The organism is Streptomyces sp. NBC_00443, assembly GCF_036014175.1.
GTDB lineage: Bacteria > Actinomycetota > Actinomycetes > Streptomycetales > Streptomycetaceae > Streptomyces.
The window spans coordinates 3924483-3943081 of sequence record NZ_CP107917.1; the positions used below are offsets into that span (position 1 = coordinate 3924483).

The 18599-nt window shown below is 71.4% G+C and carries 16 protein-coding genes; 6 read left to right on the plus strand and 10 right to left on the minus strand.

Annotated features, from left to right (window positions below):
* Nucleotides 1–109: 109 nt before the first annotated feature.
* Nucleotides 110–1852 carry a lysine--tRNA ligase gene (gene lysS / locus OHO27_RS17465; RefSeq protein WP_328424947.1) on the minus strand — a complete coding sequence of 581 codons (1743 nt, stop codon included), beginning with the start codon at nucleotides 1850–1852 and terminating at the stop codon, nucleotides 110–112.
* Between the two features lie 269 nt (nucleotides 1853–2121).
* On the opposite strand from lysS, the gene argS reads away from it, so the two are divergent.
* Complete coding sequence (argS, locus tag OHO27_RS17470) at nucleotides 2122–3879, plus strand: arginine--tRNA ligase (RefSeq protein WP_328424949.1); 1758 nt, start codon at nucleotides 2122–2124, stop codon at nucleotides 3877–3879.
* Between the two features lie 93 nt (nucleotides 3880–3972).
* Here argS and OHO27_RS17475 read toward each other — a convergent pair whose 3' ends face one another.
* A complete protein-coding gene (locus tag OHO27_RS17475) occupies nucleotides 3973–4413 on the minus strand; it encodes a peptidoglycan-binding domain-containing protein (protein ID WP_328424951.1) in 441 nt (146 codons plus the stop codon).
* Between the two features lie 318 nt (nucleotides 4414–4731).
* Between OHO27_RS17475 and OHO27_RS17480 the strand changes: the two genes are divergently transcribed.
* The 3 genes from OHO27_RS17480 (at nucleotide 4732) to OHO27_RS17490 (ending at nucleotide 7437) form a co-directional block, all read left to right on the plus strand.
* Complete coding sequence (locus OHO27_RS17480; protein ID WP_328424953.1) at nucleotides 4732–5586, plus strand: peptidoglycan-binding protein; 855 nt, start codon at nucleotides 4732–4734, stop codon at nucleotides 5584–5586.
* On the plus strand, nucleotides 5583–6512 hold the full coding sequence (locus OHO27_RS17485) for a helix-turn-helix domain-containing protein (protein ID WP_328424955.1): 930 nt from the start codon (nucleotides 5583–5585) through the stop codon (nucleotides 6510–6512). Before OHO27_RS17480 ends, OHO27_RS17485 begins: the two co-directional genes overlap by 4 nt.
* 115 nt (nucleotides 6513–6627) lie before the next feature.
* Nucleotides 6628–7437, plus strand: coding sequence for a DUF4253 domain-containing protein (locus tag OHO27_RS17490; RefSeq protein WP_328424957.1), 810 nt, complete (start codon nucleotides 6628–6630; stop codon nucleotides 7435–7437).
* A gap of 18 nt (nucleotides 7438–7455) precedes the next feature.
* Here OHO27_RS17490 and OHO27_RS17495 read toward each other — a convergent pair whose 3' ends face one another.
* Both OHO27_RS17495 and OHO27_RS17500 read right to left on the minus strand, forming a co-directional pair.
* A complete protein-coding gene (locus tag OHO27_RS17495) occupies nucleotides 7456–8307 on the minus strand; it encodes an arylamine N-acetyltransferase family protein (RefSeq protein WP_328424959.1) in 852 nt (283 codons plus the stop codon).
* A gap of 3 nt (nucleotides 8308–8310) precedes the next feature.
* The gene (locus OHO27_RS17500; RefSeq protein ID WP_328424961.1) at nucleotides 8311–9531 is read right to left on the minus strand and encodes an aminotransferase-like domain-containing protein; all 1221 of its coding nucleotides are present in this window, start codon (nucleotides 9529–9531) and stop codon (nucleotides 8311–8313) included.
* Nucleotides 9532–9822: 291 nt separating this feature from the next.
* Between OHO27_RS17500 and OHO27_RS17505 the strand changes: the two genes are divergently transcribed.
* Nucleotides 9823–10011 carry a hypothetical protein gene (locus OHO27_RS17505; RefSeq protein WP_328424963.1) on the plus strand — a complete coding sequence of 63 codons (189 nt, stop codon included), beginning with the start codon at nucleotides 9823–9825 and terminating at the stop codon, nucleotides 10009–10011.
* A 27-nt stretch (nucleotides 10012–10038) separates the two neighbouring features.
* Here the strand turns inward: OHO27_RS17505 and hemB are convergent, their stop codons facing one another.
* Entirely contained in the window at nucleotides 10039–11031 is a 993-nt protein-coding gene (gene hemB / locus OHO27_RS17510) for a porphobilinogen synthase (protein ID WP_328424965.1), read from the minus strand.
* A 221-nt stretch (nucleotides 11032–11252) separates the two neighbouring features.
* On the opposite strand from hemB, the gene OHO27_RS17515 reads away from it, so the two are divergent.
* Entirely contained in the window at nucleotides 11253–12641 is a 1389-nt protein-coding gene (locus OHO27_RS17515; protein WP_328424967.1) for an FAD-binding oxidoreductase, read from the plus strand.
* Between the two features lie 196 nt (nucleotides 12642–12837).
* Here OHO27_RS17515 and OHO27_RS17520 read toward each other — a convergent pair whose 3' ends face one another.
* The 5 genes from OHO27_RS17520 to OHO27_RS17540 form a co-directional block, all read right to left on the minus strand.
* The gene (locus OHO27_RS17520) at nucleotides 12838–14544 is read right to left on the minus strand and encodes a bifunctional uroporphyrinogen-III C-methyltransferase/uroporphyrinogen-III synthase (RefSeq protein ID WP_328424969.1); all 1707 of its coding nucleotides are present in this window, start codon (nucleotides 14542–14544) and stop codon (nucleotides 12838–12840) included.
* Nucleotides 14541–15500, minus strand: coding sequence for a hydroxymethylbilane synthase (hemC, locus tag OHO27_RS17525; RefSeq protein ID WP_328424971.1), 960 nt, complete (start codon nucleotides 15498–15500; stop codon nucleotides 14541–14543). Before hemC ends, OHO27_RS17520 begins: the two co-directional genes overlap by 4 nt.
* Nucleotides 15497–17242 (minus strand): glutamyl-tRNA reductase, encoded by a 1746-nt coding sequence (locus OHO27_RS17530; RefSeq protein ID WP_328424973.1) that lies wholly within the window; start codon nucleotides 17240–17242, stop codon nucleotides 15497–15499. The genes hemC and OHO27_RS17530 overlap by 4 nt, the downstream gene beginning before the upstream one ends.
* On the minus strand, nucleotides 17239–18006 hold the full coding sequence (locus tag OHO27_RS17535; protein ID WP_328424975.1) for a redox-sensing transcriptional repressor Rex: 768 nt from the start codon (nucleotides 18004–18006) through the stop codon (nucleotides 17239–17241). The genes OHO27_RS17530 and OHO27_RS17535 overlap by 4 nt, the downstream gene beginning before the upstream one ends.
* A 280-nt stretch (nucleotides 18007–18286) precedes the next feature.
* A complete protein-coding gene (locus tag OHO27_RS17540) occupies nucleotides 18287–18565 on the minus strand; it encodes a glutaredoxin family protein (protein WP_328424977.1) in 279 nt (92 codons plus the stop codon).
* Nucleotides 18566–18599 lie beyond the last annotated feature (34 nt).

The following is an 18599-nucleotide window of genomic DNA, read 5'->3' on the forward strand; positions in this document are numbered from 1 at the left end:
CCAAGAACTTGAGCACAGAACGTGAGCACAGAACGTGAGCACAGGGCTTGAGCACAGGGCTTGAGCACAAAAAAGGGGCCCTCCGCAGAGGGCCCCTTTCCCGTACCGCCTACGCCCCGAGCAGGGCCCGCACCCGCTCCTGCCCCACCGCGAGAAGCAGCGTGGGCAAGCGCGGCCCGGTGTCCCGCCCGACCAGCAGGTGGTACAGCAGCGCGAAGAACGACCGCTGGGCCGTCTTGATCTCGGCCGGCAGGTCCTTGGGCGTGGCGTCCGCGGAGAACCCGGCCTGGACCTTGGGCACGCCGTAGACGAGGTGGGTCAGCCCGTCCAGCGACCAGTGCGACTCCAGCCCGTCGAGGAGCAGCCGCAGCGACTGCTGGGACGCCTCGTCGAGGGACTTCAGCAGCTCGGCGTCGGGCTCGTCGCGCACGATGGTCCGCTGGTCGGCGGGCACCTGTGTGTTGATCCAGGCTTCGGCCTTGTCGTACCGGGGACGCGCCTCGTCAAGCGAGCCCAGCGGGTTCTCCGGGTCCAGCTCGGAGAGGATCCGCAGCGCCTGGTCCTGGTGCCCGGCGGTGATGTCGGCGACGGACGCGAGCGTCCGGTACGGCAGCGGGCGCTGCGTACGCGGCAGCTCACCCGCGGCGGTGCGCACGGCACGCGAGTGCGCGGCGACGTCGGCGGGCAGGGCGGACCCGTCCGCGACCTTCCCGTCGAGCTTGTCCCACTCGTCGTAGAGCCGCTGGATCTCCTGGTCGAAGGCGATCTTGAAGGACTGGTTGGGCCTGCGGCGGGCGTACAGCCAGCGCAGCAGCTGCGGCTCCATGATCTTCAGCGCGTCGGACGGGGTGGGCACCCCACCGCGCGAGGAGGACATCTTCGCCATGCCGCTGATGCCGACGAAGGCGTACATCGGCCCGATCGGCTGCTTGCCGCCGAAGATCCCGACGATCTGGCCGCCCACCTGGAAGCTCGACCCCGGCGAGGAGTGGTCGACACCGCTCGGCTCGAACACGACACCCTCGTACGCCCACCGCATGGGCCAGTCGACCTTCCAGACCAGCTTGCCGCGGTTGAACTCGTTGAGCCGGACGGTCTCGGAGAAGCCGCACTCGTTGCAGGTGTACGTCAGCTCGGTGGTGTCGTCGACGTACGAGGTGACGGTGGTGAGGTCCTTCTCGCAGTTGCCGCAGTAGGGCTTGTACGGGAAGTACCCGGCGGAGCCGGAGCTGCCGTCGTCCTCGCCGGCCGCGCCGGAGCCCTCGGCGGCCTCCAGCTCGGCCTCGTCGACCGGCTTCTGCGACTTCTTGGCGCCGCCCTTGGGCTTGGTGCGGTACTGCGCGAGCACGGCGTCGATGTCGCCGCGGTGCTTCATGGCGTGCAGGACCTGCTCGCGGTACACCCCGGAGTTGTACTGCGCCGTCTGGCTGATCCCGTCGAACTCCACACCCATCTCGGCGAGCGCCTCGACCATCGCCGCCTTGAAGTGCTCGGCCCAGTTCGGGTGGGCCGACCCCTGCGGCGCCGGGACGGAGGTCAGCGGCTTGCCGATGTGCGCGGCCCACGTCTCGTCGACCCCGGCGACACCGGCCGGCACCTTGCGGTAGCGGTCGTAGTCGTCCCAGGAGATCAGATGCCGGACCTGGTGCCCGCGCCGCCGGACCTCGTCGGCGACGAGGTGCGGGGTCATGACCTCGCGCAGGTTGCCGAGGTGGATGGGTCCGGAGGGGGAGAGTCCCGACGCGACGACGACCGGTTTGCCCGGGGCCCGACGCTCCGACTCCTCGATGACCTCATCCGCGAAACGGGAGACCCAGTCGGTGGTCTCGGTGCTCTGAGCCACGATCGGCACGTCCTTCTTTCTCCAGGGCAGCCGTACGGTCAACGGCTGGCGCCCTCATTGTCCCAGCAAGGACGGCAACGACGAAAACGCCTTTTCACGAGCGTCCCGACAGGCGGCGCAGCCGCCGGCTCAGGGGCGCGGGGAACTGCGCGACAAGCCCCCACCGGCCCGCACCCGCGATCGCCCCGCACCCCCGAGCTCTCCGCAAAAACCCCTTTACCCCCATGGGATACTGACCGTGTCTATCCATCCCCACGAGGAGAACGGCACCCACTCCTATGGCCCCGGTCACGCCCCTCAGCGACTCCGTCAACCAGCACCTCGTCGACGCCCTCACGGCCACCCTCCCGGGAACCGTCGGAGACGCCCTGCTGCGACGTAGCGACCGGGCCGACTTCCAGGCCAACGGGATCCTGGCCCTCGCCAAGAAGGCCAAGGCGAACCCCCGGGAGCTGGCGACGCAGGTCGTCGGCAACATCGTCACGGGTGACGTGATCAAGGACGTCGAAGTCTCCGGCCCCGGCTTCCTGAACATCACGGTCTCCGACAAGGCGATCACGGAGAACCTCGCGGCGCGCTACGCGGACACCGAACGCCTCGGCGTCCCCCGCAAGGACACCCCCGGCATCACCGTCGTCGACTACGCCCAGCCGAACGTCGCCAAGGAAATGCACGTCGGCCACCTCCGCTCCGCGGTAATCGGCGACGCCCTGCGCGGCATGCTCGACTTCACCGGCGAGAAGACGATCGGCCGGCACCACATCGGCGACTGGGGCACCCAGTTCGGCATGCTCATCCAGTACCTGTTCGAGAACCCCGGCGAGCTGGCCCCCGCGGCCGACGTCGACGGCGAGCAGGCGATGAGCGACCTGAACCGGGTGTACAAGGCGTCACGTGCGGTCTTCGACTCGGACGAGGAGTTCAAGGAGCGGGCCCGCAAGCGGGTCGTCGCCCTGCAGTCCGGTGACAAGGAGACGCTCGAACTGTGGCAGCAGTTCGTGGACGAGTCGAAGGTCTACTTCTACTCGGTCTTCGAGAAGCTGGACATGGCGATCCGCGACGAGGAGATCGTCGGCGAGTCCGCATACAACGAGGGCATGCCCGAGACCGCCCGCCTCCTGGAGGAGATGGGCGTCGCGGTGCGCTCCGAGGGCGCGCTCGTGGTGTTCTTCGACGAGATCCGCGGCAAGGACGACCAGCCGGTCCCGCTGATCGTGCAGAAGGCCGACGGCGGCTTCGGCTACGCGGCATCCGACCTGACCGCGATCCGCAACCGCGTCACCGACCTGCACGCGACGTCGCTGCTCTACGTCGTGGACGTACGTCAGTCGCTGCACTTCAAGATGGTCTTCGAGACGGCCCGCCGGGCCGGCTGGCTGAGCGACGGCGTGACCGCGCACAACATGGGCTACGGCACGGTGCTGGGCGCGGACGGCAAGCCGTTCAAGACGCGTGAGGGCGAGACCGTACGCCTTGAGGACCTGCTGGACGAGGCGGTGCAGCGGGCCGCGGAGGTCGTACGGGAGAAGGCGCAGGACCTCACCGAGGACGAGATCCAGGAGCGGGCGGCACAGGTCGGCATCGGCGCCGTGAAGTACGCGGACCTGTCGACGTCGCCGAACCGGGACTACAAGTTCGACCTGGACCAGATGGTCTCGCTGAACGGCGACACGTCCGTCTACCTCCAGTACGCGTACGCCCGGATCCAGTCGATCCTGCGCAAGGCGGGCGAGACGAAGCCGGCCGCGCACCCGGAGCTGGAACTGCACGCGGCGGAGCGGGCGCTCGGCCTGCACCTGGACGCGTTCGGCGACACGGTCTTCGAGGCGGCCGCGGAGTACGCCCCGCACAAGCTGGCCGCGTATCTGTACCAGCTGGCGTCGCTGTTCACGTCGTTCTACGACAAGTGCCCGGTGATCAAGCCGGAGCCGCCGAAGGACGTGGCGGAGAACCGTCTGCTCCTGTGCGACGTGACGGCCCGGACGCTGCACCAGGGCATGGCCCTGCTGGGCATCCGGACGCCTGAGCGCCTCTGAGCGTCCGAGGACACGCGCGCGGCCCGTCGTCTCCCCGAGGGAGAGGACGGGCCGCTGTCTTGGTGCGGACCGGCTGTACGCCTAGCTGTGCACCTAACGGCTGTTGGCGAAGTTCCTGAACGCGGCCTTGGTGCCCGATCCGGCGATCCCGTCGATCGCGCCGGTGTAGCCGTAGTGCTGGAGCAGCCGCTGCAGCGCCTTGATGGTGCCCGATCCGACGATGCCGTCGATGGCTCCGGTGTAGCCCCAGTACTCCTTGAGGCAGCGCTGGAACGCCTTCCAGCTGTTGGTGCCGAGCTGCCCGTCGATCGCGCCGGTGTAGCCCCAGTACTGCTTCAGCCAGCCTTGGACCTTCTTGGCCTCGGCGGCGCTCAGGCCGAGGTTGTTCACCGCGAGGACGGAGACCTCGGAGCTCACGGCCGGCTGTGTGTCCGGTGCCGCGAAGCTGGTGCCCGCGGTGGCGAGGCTTCCGGCGGCAAGGCCGATCACGGCGCTGACGCTGACGAGGGTCCTCGTCCAGACATTCGGTCGCATGCGTTTCCCTCTCGCTCTGTCTCGGGTGGCGGCCCCTGCCGCCGGGCTGGCGAAACGAGCGTGCCGCCCCCGCGGCGAGGCCTGCCACAGTTGCCGCGGAAGTGACGTCACCGCGGGACGTCCCACCCGCTGACCTGCGCAAACCTGACGCGGCGTGACGGCACGGCGGGACGCCCGAGGCGAGCGGTTGGCCGATTTCGTACCGGTACGCGAACCCGCTCCCGGTGCGGGCCGTGGATGCTGATGCAGAATGCGACGGGGCATGGGGGCCGCTGACCACGGACCGCGTGCCGGACCGTGAACGCGAGTGGGGGGAACATGTCGCGTTGGGCAGTGCTGCCCGCGGAACTCGATCCGCGCGTACGGCAGTTGGTGGTGCGGTTGCGCCGCCTGAAGGACCACAGCGGGTTGAGCCTGCGGCAGCTGGGCGCGAGGACGGGGTACAGCCCGAAGTCATGGGAACGGTATCTGGGCGGCCGTTCGTTGCCGCCACCGCAGGCCGTCGAGGCACTGGCCCGGATCGGGGGTGAGGATCCGACCCGGTGGCTGGCCCTGCGCGAGGTCGCGGCGGAGGCGTGGGGGAACGGGCGCGGGGAAGCGCCCGCGGCGGACGCGCGCGCCCCGGAAGCGGTGTTGCCGGAATCGGTGATGCCGGAAGCAACGACGACAGGGCCGGAGATCCTGACAGCCGGGTCGCCGACCGGAGCCGGGTCCCGGGCCGACGGGACACCCTCGCCGACGCGTTCGCTGCGGGTCGCCCTGGTCGCGGGCGCCGTGGCACTGGTGCTGGCCGTCTCCTCGACGGTCCTCCTCGCCGTACGGCTCCTCGGCGGCGCGGGAGAGACAGCAGCTCCCCTCGCCGCGTCCGCCGCGTCGGCACCGGGATCGTCCTCGCAGTCGGCGCCCACGTACGCCTGCCGAGTCGAGCGGGTCGACGGCCGCTGGTACGCGGGCCTCAGCCCCACCAGGGGCGCCGTCCTCGCGAACGGCCACGCGGGGCCGGAGGTGGCCGAGGCGCAGTGTCTGCTGCGCCGGGCGGGCATCTCGCCGGGCGGCATCGACGGGATCTTCGGTCCGCTGACGGAGACCGCGGTCAGACGCGCGCAACAGCGGGCGGGGCTGGTGGTGGACGGCATCGTCGGCCCGCAGACCTGGAAGGCCCTACGGCGATGACGCAACCGCAACCAGAACGGGCCCGACTGGCCTGCGCGCTGCGGGAGTTGAAGATCCGCACCGGTCTGAGCCTGGTCGGCCTCGCGGCGAAGACGGCGTTCAGCAAGTCCTCCTGGGACCGCTACCTCAACGGCCGCACCCTGCCCCCGCGCGACGCGGTCCAGGAGCTGTGCCGTCTCGCGGGCGAGCCGGAGGGGCGCTGTCTGGCCCTGTGGGAGATCGCGGAGTCGCAGAGCAGCGGGCGGGCGCGGGAGGGCCCACGGTCTCCGTCCTCGCCCTCGCCCCAGCCTCCGTCCGCTCCGGCACCCCCGCCTCCCCCTCCGCCTCCCCCTCTCGCTCCGCCTCCGCCTCCGTCTCCTCAGCAGGGCACGTGTGCCGGGAGTCCCGCCGACGGCCGTGCCGTCCACCGCGGTGCGAGAGCCCTGGCGGTGCTCGCGTCGATGTGTGCCGTGATCCTCGGGGGCGTCGCGGCGGTGGTCCTGCTGCTGCCGCACCCGGCGGGGGAGCCGGGGTCGGCCCTGGCCCCGCCGCCGTCCGCGGCCGGGCCCCGCTGCCAGGGGGCGGCCTGCGAGGGCAGGAGCCCGATGCACATGAAGTGCGCAGCAGCTCCGGTCACCCTCGACAGACACCGCACCACCACCGGCGCCTGGCTGGAACTGCGCTACAGCGAGGAGTGCGGGACGAGTTGGGCCCGGATGTGGGGGACGCGCGTGGGCGACCGGCTGGAGATGCCGGCGGCCGACCGCGGCTGCGCTGACGTCGGTGACGGTGCCGTCCGCAGCGCCGAGGTCCGGAGCGACATCGACGCGGACGCCTACGTCTACACCCCGATGACCGCGGCTCGGCCCGGAACCGCAGTCCGCGCCTGCTTCCGGCCGGCGGCGGGCGGCGGGAAGGAGTGCTTCGACAGCCGAGTGGCCCGATGAGCTGTCGTGGATGAGCTGTCGTGGATGAGCTGTCGTGGATGAGCTGTCGTGGATGAGCTGTCGTGGATGAGCTGTCGTGGATGAGTTGTCAGTGCCGACCTCTACAGTCACCGACATGGCGACTCTTCCGAACCCGCTGCCGAAGCTCGCGACCGACCTGACGGGCGCCGCGCTCGGTCTCCAACTCCCTCCCGGCAGGCTCCTCGACGCGACCTGCGAGGACGAATCGCACGGGCCGCTGCTGTGGCTCGCCGACCAGCAGGCGGTGCCGGGCACCTGGGCCGCGCTGGCCACGGCCCGGCGGGCCGCCGGCCTGCTGCCGGTCGTCCTGGACGCGGGCGGCCGCCATGGCGGCCCCCAGATGTGGGAGCTGACGCCCGACGCGATGTCGTACCCGGGAGATCACGACGCCGATGAGGTGCTGGCGGACCTCTGGGACGAGTACGCGGCCGGGGAGACGGAAGAGGAGTGGCCCGGCCTGGCCGACACGCACGCCGCCGCCGACACCCTCTCCGCCGACGACCCCGACGCGGTGGCCACCGACATCGCGGACTCCCTGCTGGACAGCGGCGGCCTGTTGGAGGACCCCCGCCTCGCCCTCGTTCCGGCCCGTCGCAGCGCGGACGTCCCGGCGGCGATCGGCTGGACGGGCCCGGTGAACCACGAGGGCGACACCGCTCGCCTCTGCGCGGTGCTCCGCTCCTGGGAGGACCGCTTCGGCATACGGGTCGTGGCGCTCGGCTTCGACCACCTCCTCGTCTCCGTCGCGTTTCCGCCGACCACCGCGGCCGAGGCGGAGGCCGTCGCCGCCGAGCACTTCGCGTTCTGCCCGGACAACATCCTGCAGAGCGGTGACAGCACGGTGCGCGCGTACGCCGAGAAGCGGCTCCTCAACCAGCCGGCCTGGCACTTCTGGTGGGACTGACCGGCCCGCTCTCCGCCGTCACTGCGACAACACCCGCATCCCGTCCGGCACCTCGATCCCGAACTCCTCGTCCAGCAACCGCCGCGCCTGCTCCTCCTCCGTCACCTCCTGCTCGACGACCGCCCCGTCCGCCCGGGTCCGCGTGAGCTGCGGGCCGTTGAGCAGGAGGTGACGTTCGGCGGTGATGCTCTGGGCGTAGACGCGCTGGGTGAACGGTGAGCGCGGATTGGTGCCGATGTGCCAGTTGATGACCTCGAAGTCGGGCTTCTCGAACGGCTCCAGAGTGAACGCGTACTGATCCGCCCAGTCGCCCTTCACACGGTCGTGGGCCTGGAGCACCCACAGCTCCAGCGGCCCGTGGTGGGGCGCGTGGACGAGCCGGTGCCGGCGTTCCGCGTCCCGGAACTCGACACCGGCCGTCAGCGGCACCGGCTCCAGCAGCGCGCCGATCGCGCCGAAGCCGACGTCCGCGAGATACGGCTGCGGGTCGCCGGGCTCCTCGACGAGCAGCGTCATATGGGTGCGCGGTCGGCTCTCGACGCGGTCCGCCCCCACGACGACGCGCGCCGCCAGCCGGGTCACGCCGAAGCCCAGCGCCTCCAGCGCGCAGGCGAGCAGCGTGTTGTGCTCGTAGCAGTAGCCGCCGCGCCGGCTGTGGACCAGCTTGGCCATCAGGTCGGCCGGGTCGAGGGAGGGCGCCGTACGCCGCAGGGCGTCCAGGTTCTCGAAGGGGATGCCCCTCATGTGCGCCAGGTGTACGCCCCGAAGCGTCGCCGCGTCGGCCCGCCGCTCGCCCTCCCAACCGATCCGCTGGAGGTACGCGTCGAGGTCGAACCCCGCCGCCTGAGGCGTCCGCGCTGTGTCGGCCATGCCCTAAGCCTGACGCAAACCCTCCCCGAGCCGCCTCAGGCCCTCCCCGATCTCCTCGGGCGTCTGCGTCACGAAGCACAGCCGCAGGGTCGACCGGTCGGGCTCACCGGCGTAGAAGGGCGCGCCGGGCACGTACGCCACGTCCTGCCGGACCACCTTCGGCAGCAGAGCCGTCGTGTCGTACACCTCCGGCAGGCGGGCCCACAGGAACATGCCGCCCTCGGGACGGGCCCAGGTCGATCCCTCCGGCAGAGCCCCGGGCAGGCCGGCGACCATGGCGTCGCGGCGTTCGCGGTAGACGTCCCTGACGCGGGCGACATGGGCGTCGAGGCCGGTCAGACAGCGGGCGGCGGCGAGCTGGTTCAGGGTCGGCGTGTGCAGGTCGGCCGCCTGCTTGGCGACCACGCAGGCCCGCCGCAGGGCGGCCGGCGCGCGCAGCCAGCCCAGCCGCAGACCCGGCGCCATCACCTTGGAGAAGGAGCCGAGCAGCACCGTACGGTCCTGGGCTCCCGGGTAGGACGCGATCCAGGGCACGCGCTCGCCTTCGTAGCGGAGTTCGCCGTACGGGTCGTCCTCGACGATCCACACCCCGCCCCGGGCGGCGACCTCGGCGACGGCCGCCCTGCGCTCGGCGGGCAGGGTCCGGCCGGTCGGGTTCTGGAAGGTGGGCACGGTGTAGAAGAGCTTCGGCCGCTCCCGCGCGACAAGCTCCTCCAGCGCCTGCGGGTCCACTCCGGCCGCGTCCCCCGGCACGGCCACGACCCGCGCTCCCGCGAGGCCGAAGGCCTGAAGTGCCGCCAGATAACAGGGGTCTTCGACGAGAACCGTGTCACCGGGATCCAGCAGCGCGGTCGCCAGGAGTGACAGACCCTGCTGGGAGCCGGTGGTGATGAGGAGGTCGTCGGCGTCCGTCGCGAGGCCCCCGGCCGACATGCGCGCGGCGATCCCGGTGCGCAGGCTCGGCTCGCCCTCCGTCGTGGAGTACTGCAGCGCCCGCTCCGGTGTCTCGGCGAGTACGTCACGGAAGGCGGCCGCGATGCCCTCCCGGTCGAACAGCTCCGGCGCCGGCAGCCCGCCCGCGAAGTTGATGACCTCGGGCCGGGCGGTGACGGCGAGAATGTCCCGTACGGGCGAGCCACCGACCGACCCGGCCCGCGCCGCGAGCGGCGGCACGGCGGCAGGGGCGTGGTGGGGCGCGGGAGGCGCGGGCTCGGTGACGGTCATGACACGGCTCCTTCGGCTCGACGACGAGCGTGACAGCTCGTGCCGGGCAGCCTAGAGAACTACATGTCACCTACAGGCAGCTTTTCGGTATCCGGACTCCGGCGCCGCACGGCGGGGCGTTCCACCGCTCCGGACGTCCCGCACCGAGCCGTTGGGACATGTCGTCCCCGCAGGTCATCCCGCTTTCCGCCGCCCGGGCGTCCCGAATTCGTGGCGGACGCTGGCGGCCGGGAGGGATGATCGCGCAGGCTGGGGTCCGACCCCAACCCCGCCAAGGAGAGGGCCCACCCCATGTCAGCGTCCGCACCGCCCGCCCGTCGCCCGCACGCCCGGCTCCTCGCCGCCACGCTGGTGACGATCGCCGTGCTCACGCTGACCGCGTGCGAGGACGGAGAGGGACTGCGCGACGAGGGCCCGTCCACCCTGACCAGCCCGACGGCCACGGCGCCGACGACTCCGCCGACGCCCGAAGGACGATGACGGAGAAGTCGCAGTCCCGGCGCGTCCTTACCGGAGCTTCTGAGCCGCTTCCGTCGCCCAGTACGTGAGGATGTTGCGGGCTCCCGCCCTCTTGATGCCGGTCAGCGTCTCGAGGATGGCCCGGTCCCGGTCGATCCAGCCCTTCTCTGCGGCGGCCTCGACCATCGAGTACTCACCGGAGATCTGATAGGCGGCGACCGGCACGTCCACCGCGTCGGCGACCCGCGCCAGGATGTCGAGGTAGGGCCCGGCCGGCTTGACCATCACCATGTCGGCGCCCTCCTCCAGGTCGAGGGCGAGCTCCCGCAGCGACTCCCGCGCATTCGCCGGGTCCTGCTGATACGTCTTCCGGTCACCCTGCAACGACGAGCCGACGGCCTCCCGGAACGGCCCGTAAAAGGCGGAGGCGTATTTGGCGGTGTAGGCGAGGACGGCGACGTCCTCCCGCCCGATCTGGTCGAGCGCGTCCCGGACGACGCCGATCTGCCCGTCCATCATCCCGCTGGGCCCGACCACGTGGGCCCCGGCGTCGGCCTGCACCTGCGCCATCTCGGCGTACCGCTCCAGGGTCGCGTCGTTGTCGACCCGCCCGTCCGCGTCCAGCACCCCGCAGTGCCCGTGATCGGTGGTCTCGTCGAGACACAGATCGGACATGACGAGCAGCTCGTCCCCCACTTCAGCCCGCACATCCCGGATGGCGACCTGGAGAATCCCGTCCGGATCGGTCCCAGGAGTCCCGAGGGCGTCCTTCTTCGCCTCCTCGGGCACCCCGAAGAGCATGATCCCGGAGATGCCGGCCTCCACCGCCTCGGCGGCGGCCTTCTTCAGACTGTCCCGCGTGTGCTGGACGACCCCTGGCATGGCCGCGATCGGCACCGGCTCGCTGACGCCCTCGCGCACGAAGGCCGGGAGGATGAAGTCGGCGGGGTGCAGCCTGGTCTCGGCGACCATCCGCCGCATGGCCGGGGTGGTCCGCAGACGCCGCGGCCGCGTACCGGGGAAGGATCCGTACGTCGTCATGCCACCTACGCTACGCCCGCGTCGGAGCCGCCTTTGCCGACGCGGCGTCGGACGGAACAGGGCCCCGGCGGCCCGCATGCGGCCCCCCACCCACCGGGTCCATCCTGAAGTAGAGACCTCCCAGGCCCCGCAGGCCCCCGGACACAAGGACCCCGACGGCCCCGCCCCACCCGCCTCGCCGCCGCCGTCCCTCCGTACGTACGCACACCACGGAGGACGCGATGACCGCCACCCACCACCTCAACACCCCCGACCTCTTCGCCCTCTCCGAGATCCACGGCCCGGTCCTGCGCCCCGGAGACGACGGCTACGCCGACGAGGTCACCGGCTTCAACCTGGCCGCCCTGCACACACCCGACGTGGTCGTGGGCGCGACGGACGTCGACGACATCGTGACGGCACTGCGCTGGGCGTCGGCCACCGGCACTCCGGTCGCCGTCCAGTCGACGGGCCACGGCGCGAACTTCCCGATCGACCACGGCCTGCTGATCAGCACGGCCCGCATGACGGACGTACGCATCGACCCGGACCGGCGCCTCGCGACGGTCGCGGCCGGAGCGAAGTGGCGGCACGTCATGGAAGCGACCGCCCCGCACGGCCTGGCCGCCCTCTCCGGCACGTCCACGGACGCGGGCGCGGTCGGCTACACCCTGGGCGGCGGGCTCCCCGTCCTGGGCCGGGCCTACGGCTACGCGGCCGACCTGGTCCGCTCGTTCCAGGTGGCCACACCCGACGGCACCCTGTACGAGTCCGACCCCGACCACGAGCCGGAACTGTTCTGGGCGCTGCGCGGCGGCAAGGGCAATGTGGGCGTGGTGACCTCGATGGTCTGCGAGTTGCTGCCCTTGGCCACGATCCTCGGCGGAGGGATCTATTCCCCGGGCGAGCACACAGAGGCATTGCTGAACGCCTGGGCCGACTGGACCAGGACGGTCCCGGACGAGATGTGCAGCACCTTCTCCCTCCTCCGGCTCCCGCCCATACCGGAGATCCCCGAACCCCTGCGCGGCGGCTTCTGGGCCCGCGTCGCGATCGCCTGGCCCGGGGACCCGGCCGAGGGTGAGCGCCTGCTGGCCCCGATCCGCGCGGCGGCGCCGGTGGCGGTCGACATGGTGGAGGAGATGCCGTACGCGGCCCTTGACCGCATCCACATGGAACCGCAGGACCCGCTGCCGGCCCGCGAGGCATGCGCCCTGCTGCGCGATCTGACCCCCGACGCGGTCAGCACGTTCCTGTCCGAGGTGGGCCCGGACGTCCCCGACTGCCCCCTCCTCGTGGTCGAGATGCGCCACATGGGCGGCGCCCTCGCCCGGCCCGCCCGCCTGGAGGACGCGATCTGCTCCCGGGACGCGAACTATCTCCTGGAGTCGGTGGGCGTCCTGGCAGCCCCACCGGCAGCCGAGGCCATCGAGCGGGCCACGAGGTCCCTGTACACAGCGATGGCCCCCTACGGCACGGGCCACACAATGATCAACATCCACGGCACCCCCGGCGACCCCGAGGACCGAGCCCGAGCCTGGACTCCCGAGACCTACACCCGCCTGACCCAGGACAAATCCACCTACGACCCATCCAACCTGCTCCGCTTCGGCCACACGGTGCCGATATAGCCCGTCCGACGCTGGGTGCCGGTCCAGGCATTTCAGCCCGTCTGGGGGTACCCCCTCTGGGGGAGTTTGAGGACGAGGCCGTTCAGGCCGATGGGGGTCCAGGGGGCGGAGCCCCCCGGCCGGGGTCGAAGGGGCAGCGCCCCTTCAAGGACGGGAAGGGTAGGGGGCGGCGGGGGCGAACCCACCCCGCCCACACCTACGTCGTGGACCGCCGCCGCCGAGCCCCCGGCCGCCGCTCACTCGGCCGCGTCACCGGATCCCCGGCCTCGACCGCCGCAGCCCGCCGCCGCAAGCCGAACTCGGCAAGCGCCTCAGCCAACTTGTGCACGGACGGCTCCGGAGCCATCACATCCACCCGAAGCCCATGCTCCTCGGCAGTCTTCGCGGTGGCCGGCCCGATACAGGCGATCACCGTCACGTTGTGCGGCTTACCGGCAATCCCCACCAGGTTCCGCACAGTGGACGACGACGTGAAGAGAACGGCATCGAAGCCACCCCCCTTGATCGCCTCGCGGGTCTCGGCCGGCGGCGGCGAAGCCCGCACGGTCCGATAGGCCGTGACGTCGTCGACCTCCCAGCCCAGCTCGATGAGCCCGGCCACCAGGGTCTCCGTGGCGATATCGGCCCGAGGCAGGAACACCCGGTCGATCGGGTCGAATACGGGGTCGTACGGCGGCCAGTCCTCCAGCAGCCCCGCAGCCGACTGCTCGCCACTCGGCACAAGATCCGGCTTCACACCGAACGCGATCAGCGCCTTCGCGGTCTGCTCCCCCACCGCGGCGACCTTGATCCCGGCGAACGCCCGGGCGTCGAGCCCGTACTCCTCGAACTTCTCCCGCACGGCCTTGACCGCGTTCACCGAGGTGAAGGCGATCCACTCGTACCGCCCGGTGACGAGCCCCTTGACCGCCCGCTCCATCTGCTGAGGCGTCCGCGGCGGCTCGACGGCGATCGTCGGCACCTCGTGCGGCACGGCCCCGTACGACCGCAGCTGGTCGGAGAGCGAAGCCGCCTGCTCCTTCGTACGCGGAACGAGCACCCGCCACCCGAAGAGCGGCTTGGACTCGAACCACGACAGCTGGTCGCGCTGGGCGGCGGCGGAACGCTCACCGACCACGGCTATCACCGGCCGCCCGCCTTCGGGCGAGGGCAGCACCTTGGCCTGCTTGAGCGTCTGGGCGATGGTCCCGAGGGTCGCGGTCCAGGTGCGCTGCCGGGTGGTCGTACCGGCGACGGTCACCGTCATCGGCGTATCGGGCTTGCGCCCCGCCGACACCAGCTCACCGGCGGCCGCGCCCACGGAATCCAGCGTCGTCGACACGACGACCGTCCCGTCCGACGCCCCGACCTCGGTCCAGCACCGGTCCGAAGCCGTCCGCGCGTCCACGAACCGCACGTCCGCGCCCTGCGCGTCCCGCAGCGGCACGCCGGCATACGCGGGCACGCCCACGGCCGCGGCGACACCCGGCACGACCTCGAACGGCACGCCCGCCCCGGCACACGCCAGCATCTCCTCGGCGGCGTACGCGTCGAGCCCGGGATCCCCGGACACCGCACGCACGACCCGCCTGCCGCCCCGTGCGGCCTCCATGACAAGATGTGCGGCATCCCGCACTGCGGGTAGCCCAGCGGTTTTTGACGCGCCGTCAACAACTGCTAGCTGAGGCGCGCCTGTGCCCACAGCGGCGTCCGAATCCGGACCCGTGTCGGTGTGCACTTCGGCGACGCCTGGCCTGGCGTGCTGACGTACGACGTCGAGCACCTCGTGCTCGGCGACCAGTACGTCCGCGTTCGCCAGTGCTTCGACGGCGCGCAGAGTCAGCAGCCCCGGATCCCCGGGTCCGGCACCGAGGAAGGTGACGTGCCCGTGTTCAAGGCCGGCGGGAAGAGTGGTGGGGCTCACTGTGCTCGCTCCCCCATCAGACCGGCCGCGCCCTGGGCAAGCATCTCCGAAGCGAGTTCGCGACCGAGCGCAAGCGCTTGGTCGTGCGTCTCGGGCACGGGACCGGTGGTGGACAGCTGCACCATACGAGTGCCGTCGGTCGTGCCGACGACGCCCCGCAGGCGCATTTCCTTGACAATCTGCCCGTCGGCCAGAAGGTCGGCCAGCGCACCCACAGGTGCACTGCAACCGGCCTCCAGGGCGGCGAGCAGTGAGCGCTCGGCGGTCACGGCGACCCGCGTGAACGGGTCGTCGAGTTCCCCGAGCGCGGCGATGAGGTCCGCGTTGTCCGCGGTGCACTCGATCGCCAGTGCCCCCTGGCCGGGGGCGGGCAAAACAGTGTCGACCGACAGGAAGTCGGTCACTTCGTCGATGCGGCCGATACGGCTCAGGCCGGCCGCGGCCAGCACCACCGCATCCAGCTCGCCGTCGCGCACGTACCCGATCCGCGTGTCCACGTTCCCGCGGATCGCGACCGTCTCGATGTCCAGCCCGTGGCTGCGCGCATACGCGTTGAGCTGCGCCATCCGGCGCGGCGAACCCGTACCGATGCGCGCCCCGCGCGGCAGGTCGGTGAACTTCAGGGCGTCCCGCGCGACGATCACATCGCGGGGGTCCTCCCGCTCGGGAACGGCCGCGAGGGTCAGTTCCTCGGGCTGCGCGGTCGGCAGGTCCTTGAGGGAGTGCACCGCGAAGTCGACCTCGCCCTTGAGGAGAGCGTCGCGCAGGGCGGTGACGAAGACGCCGGTGCCGCCGATCTGCGCGAGCGCCTCACGCGAGACATCGCCGTACGTGGTGATCTCGACGAGCTCGACGGGCCGTCCGGTCACCTGGCTCACGGCGTCCGCGACCTGCCCGGACTGGGCCATGGCGAGCCTGCTGCGCCTGGTGCCGAGCCGTAGTGCCTGCTGAGTCATCGTGGGCCTCGGTCCTTCTCGGTGCTGTCCTCGGCGCGCGAGACGGAGGCCACCGTCTCCTGGTCGAGGTCGAACAGGGTCCTCAGGGCATCCGCGTACCCCGCGCCGCCCGGCTCTGCCGCGAGCTGCTTGACCCGCACGGTCGGCGCGTGCAGCAGCTTGTCGACCACGCGCTTGACGGTCTGCGTGATCTCCCCGCGGTGCTTGTCGTCGAGGCCGGGCAGCCGCCCCTCCAGCCGGGCGATCTCGCTCGCCACGACATCGGCGGCCATCGTGCGCAGCGCGACGACGGTGGGCGTGATGTGCGCGGCCCGCTGAGCCGCCCCGAAGGCCGCGACCTCATCGGCGACGATACGGCGGACCTGATCGACGTCGGCCGCCATCGGAGCGTCGGCGGAAGCTCCCGCCAGCGACTCGATGTCGACCAGCCGCACCCCGGCCAGCCGGTGCACGGCGGCGTCGATGTCGCGCGGCATGGCGAGGTCCAGCAGGGCGAGCACCGGCGCGGGGCGGGACGTCTCGACGGCCGGTTCGGGCTTGCGGCGCTCGGGAATCCGGCCGACGGTGGCCACGGTCGCGGCGAGCGCGGTGATCAGCTCGGCGTCGGCCTCGGGGCTGCGCCGGGCGGCCTCACGGCGGTCGACGGCGCTGCCCGCGGCCCAGGCCGCGTGCTGCTCCAGGGTGGCCGCGTCCATACCGGCGACGGCGGCCTCCCCCATGACAGAGAAACCTCCCTGCACGGAGCCGAGATCCAGCGGGCAGTCCTCGTCGGTGCCGACGCTGGTGGGCGGCAGCGGGGTCTGCCGTACGTCGATGGCGTCGGCGGCGCTCCTGGCGGCCGGCGCCGGGGCGGCCGTACGACCGCTGTCGCCGGCTTCCTCGAAGGCGACCGGCTGACCGGTACGGCCCTCCACGCCCGCGGCGATCTCCTCGGCCGTGAGGACGAGCCCGGTCGCGCCGGTGCAGGAGACGACGACATCGGCACGTGTCAGCTCGACCGGCACCGACTCCATCGGTACCGCGCGGGCCGGCACGTCCGTACCCTCGGTCTCACCGAGGATCGTTGCGAGGCGCTCGGCGCGGTCGTAGGTGCGGTTGGCGACGACGATCTCGGCGACACCGGCACGCGCGAGCGTGGCGGCGGCAAGGGAGGACATCGAGCCGGCCCCGATGACCAGGGCCTTCCTGCCGCGGGCCCACGCCGTGACGTCCGTCCCGGCGGCGAGCTGCTCCAGGCCGAAGGTGACCAGGGACTGCCCGGCGCGGTCGATGCCGGTCTCGGTGTGGGCACGCTTGCCGACCCGCAGGGCCTGCTGGAACAGGTCGTTCAGCAGCCGTCCGGCGCTGTGCAGCTCCTGCGCCTTGGCGAGGGAGTCCTTGATCTGCCCGAGGACCTGCCCTTCTCCGACGACCATGGAGTCGAGCCCGCAGGCCACGGAGAACAGATGGTGGACGGCCCGGTCCTCGTAGTGCACGTACAGATAGGGCGTGAGCTCTTCCAGCCCCACTCCGCTGTGCTGGGCGAGCAGCGTGGACAGCTCGGCGACACCGGCGTGGAACTTGTCCACGTCGGCGTACAGCTCGATGCGGTTGCAGGTGGCCAGCAGGGCTGCCTCGGTGGCCGGCTCGGCGGCGACGGTGTCCTGCAGCAGCTTGACCTGGGCGTCCGCGCTCAGCGCCGCCCGCTCCAGGACGCTGACCGGGGCGCTGCGGTGGCTGAGCCCTACGACGAGGAGACTCATGCCGGCATCACGGCGGGTACGTCCCCGTCGGGCCCCTGGTCGGTGGATCGGTCGGACTCGCGGGTGACGGCGGCCGGTCCGGCACCGTCGGCGTGAGCCTCCTCGCCGGCCTTGCGCTGCTCGTGGAAGGCGAGGATCTGCAGCTCGATGGAGAGGTCGACCTTGCGCACGTCGACGCCGTCCGGGACGGTCAGCACCGTCGGCGCGAAGTTCAGGATGGAGGTCACCCCGGCGGCCACGAGCCGGTCGCAGACCGGCTGGGCGGCACCGGCGGGGGTGGCGATGACGCCGATCGACACGCCGTTGTCCTGGATGATCTTCTCCAGGTCGTCGGAGTGCTGCACGGGGATCCCGGCGACGGGCTTGCCGGCCATGGCCGGGTCGGCGTCGATGAGCGCGGCGACCCGGAAGCCACGGGAGGCGAAGCCGCCGTAGTTGGCGAGCGCGGCGCCGAGGTTACCGATACCGACGATCACAACCGGCCAGTCCTGGGTGAGGCCCAGTTCGCGGGAGATCTGGTAGACGAGATACTCGACGTCGTAGCCGACACCGCGCGTTCCGTACGACCCGAGGTACGAGAAGTCCTTGCGCAGCTTGGCGGAGTTGACCCCCGCCGCGGCCGCGAGCTCCTCGGAGGAGACCGTGGGTACCGAGCGCTCCGACAGTGCGGTCAGGGCGCGGAGGTACAGCGGAAGCCTGGCGACGGTGGCCTCGGGAATCCCTCGGCTACGGGTCGCCGGTCGGTGAGTTCGGCCAGTTGCCACGGTGCTCCTGCGGGTAGAGCGTGGGGGCAGGCGGTCACACGTACCTGGACCGCCCCGTCGAATGCAGGCTATGTCTTTGTGAACGCGTGCACAAAGATGGTGTCCGATTTGCCCGCCCAACGTGACCGGGCTCACGCACGCCCGGCGCAGTGGTGTGGAACCGGCGCATACGCACCACCGTTCCTCAACTCTTGGGGGCAAAACCGCACACTCTCCTCAACGATCCCCGCCCCCGAGACCAACTCGCCGTCGATCCTAAGCCGTTTTCGGAATAGTTGTACTACCCGGTCAGTGCTTTGCGGAGGCGATCCTCGTTCACGCGCCAGAACGTGTGCTGGGCGCCGTCGACGAGGACGACGGGGATCTGTTCCCAGTACTGGTCATGGAGTTGGGGGTCCTGGTTGATGTCCTTCAGCTCCCACGGAACCCCCAGCTCGGCACACACCTTCTCTACGGCGATCTGTGCGTCATCACACAGATGGCAATCGGGTTTGCCGATGAGGGTGACGAGCCGGTCCTGGGGTGTTCTGGCTGCGGCGCGACGAAAGAGGGGGCTCATGTCAGCCATTCTCGCGCGCCGACGCGCGAGAATG

Coding starts and splice junctions, on each gene's coding strand:
- argS (WP_328424949.1), top strand. CDS start 2,122: ATGGCCCCGGTCACGCCCCTCAGCGACTCCGTCAACCAGCACCTCGTC.
- OHO27_RS17475 (WP_328424951.1), bottom strand. CDS start 4,413: ATGCGACCGAATGTCTGGACGAGGACCCTCGTCAGCGTCAGCGCCGTG.
- OHO27_RS17480 (WP_328424953.1), top strand. CDS start 4,732: ATGTCGCGTTGGGCAGTGCTGCCCGCGGAACTCGATCCGCGCGTACGG.
- OHO27_RS17485 (WP_328424955.1), top strand. CDS start 5,583: ATGACGCAACCGCAACCAGAACGGGCCCGACTGGCCTGCGCGCTGCGG.
- OHO27_RS17490 (WP_328424957.1), top strand. CDS start 6,628: ATGGCGACTCTTCCGAACCCGCTGCCGAAGCTCGCGACCGACCTGACG.
- OHO27_RS17495 (WP_328424959.1), bottom strand. CDS start 8,307: ATGGCCGACACAGCGCGGACGCCTCAGGCGGCGGGGTTCGACCTCGAC.
- OHO27_RS17500 (WP_328424961.1), bottom strand. CDS start 9,531: ATGACCGTCACCGAGCCCGCGCCTCCCGCGCCCCACCACGCCCCTGCC.
- OHO27_RS17505 (WP_328424963.1), top strand. CDS start 9,823: ATGTCAGCGTCCGCACCGCCCGCCCGTCGCCCGCACGCCCGGCTCCTC.
- hemB (WP_328424965.1), bottom strand. CDS start 11,031: ATGACGACGTACGGATCCTTCCCCGGTACGCGGCCGCGGCGTCTGCGG.
- OHO27_RS17515 (WP_328424967.1), top strand. CDS start 11,253: ATGACCGCCACCCACCACCTCAACACCCCCGACCTCTTCGCCCTCTCC.
- hemC (WP_328424971.1), bottom strand. CDS start 15,500: ATGACTCAGCAGGCACTACGGCTCGGCACCAGGCGCAGCAGGCTCGCC.
- OHO27_RS17530 (WP_328424973.1), bottom strand. CDS start 17,242: ATGAGTCTCCTCGTCGTAGGGCTCAGCCACCGCAGCGCCCCGGTCAGC.
- OHO27_RS17540 (WP_328424977.1), bottom strand. CDS start 18,565: ATGAGCCCCCTCTTTCGTCGCGCCGCAGCCAGAACACCCCAGGACCGG.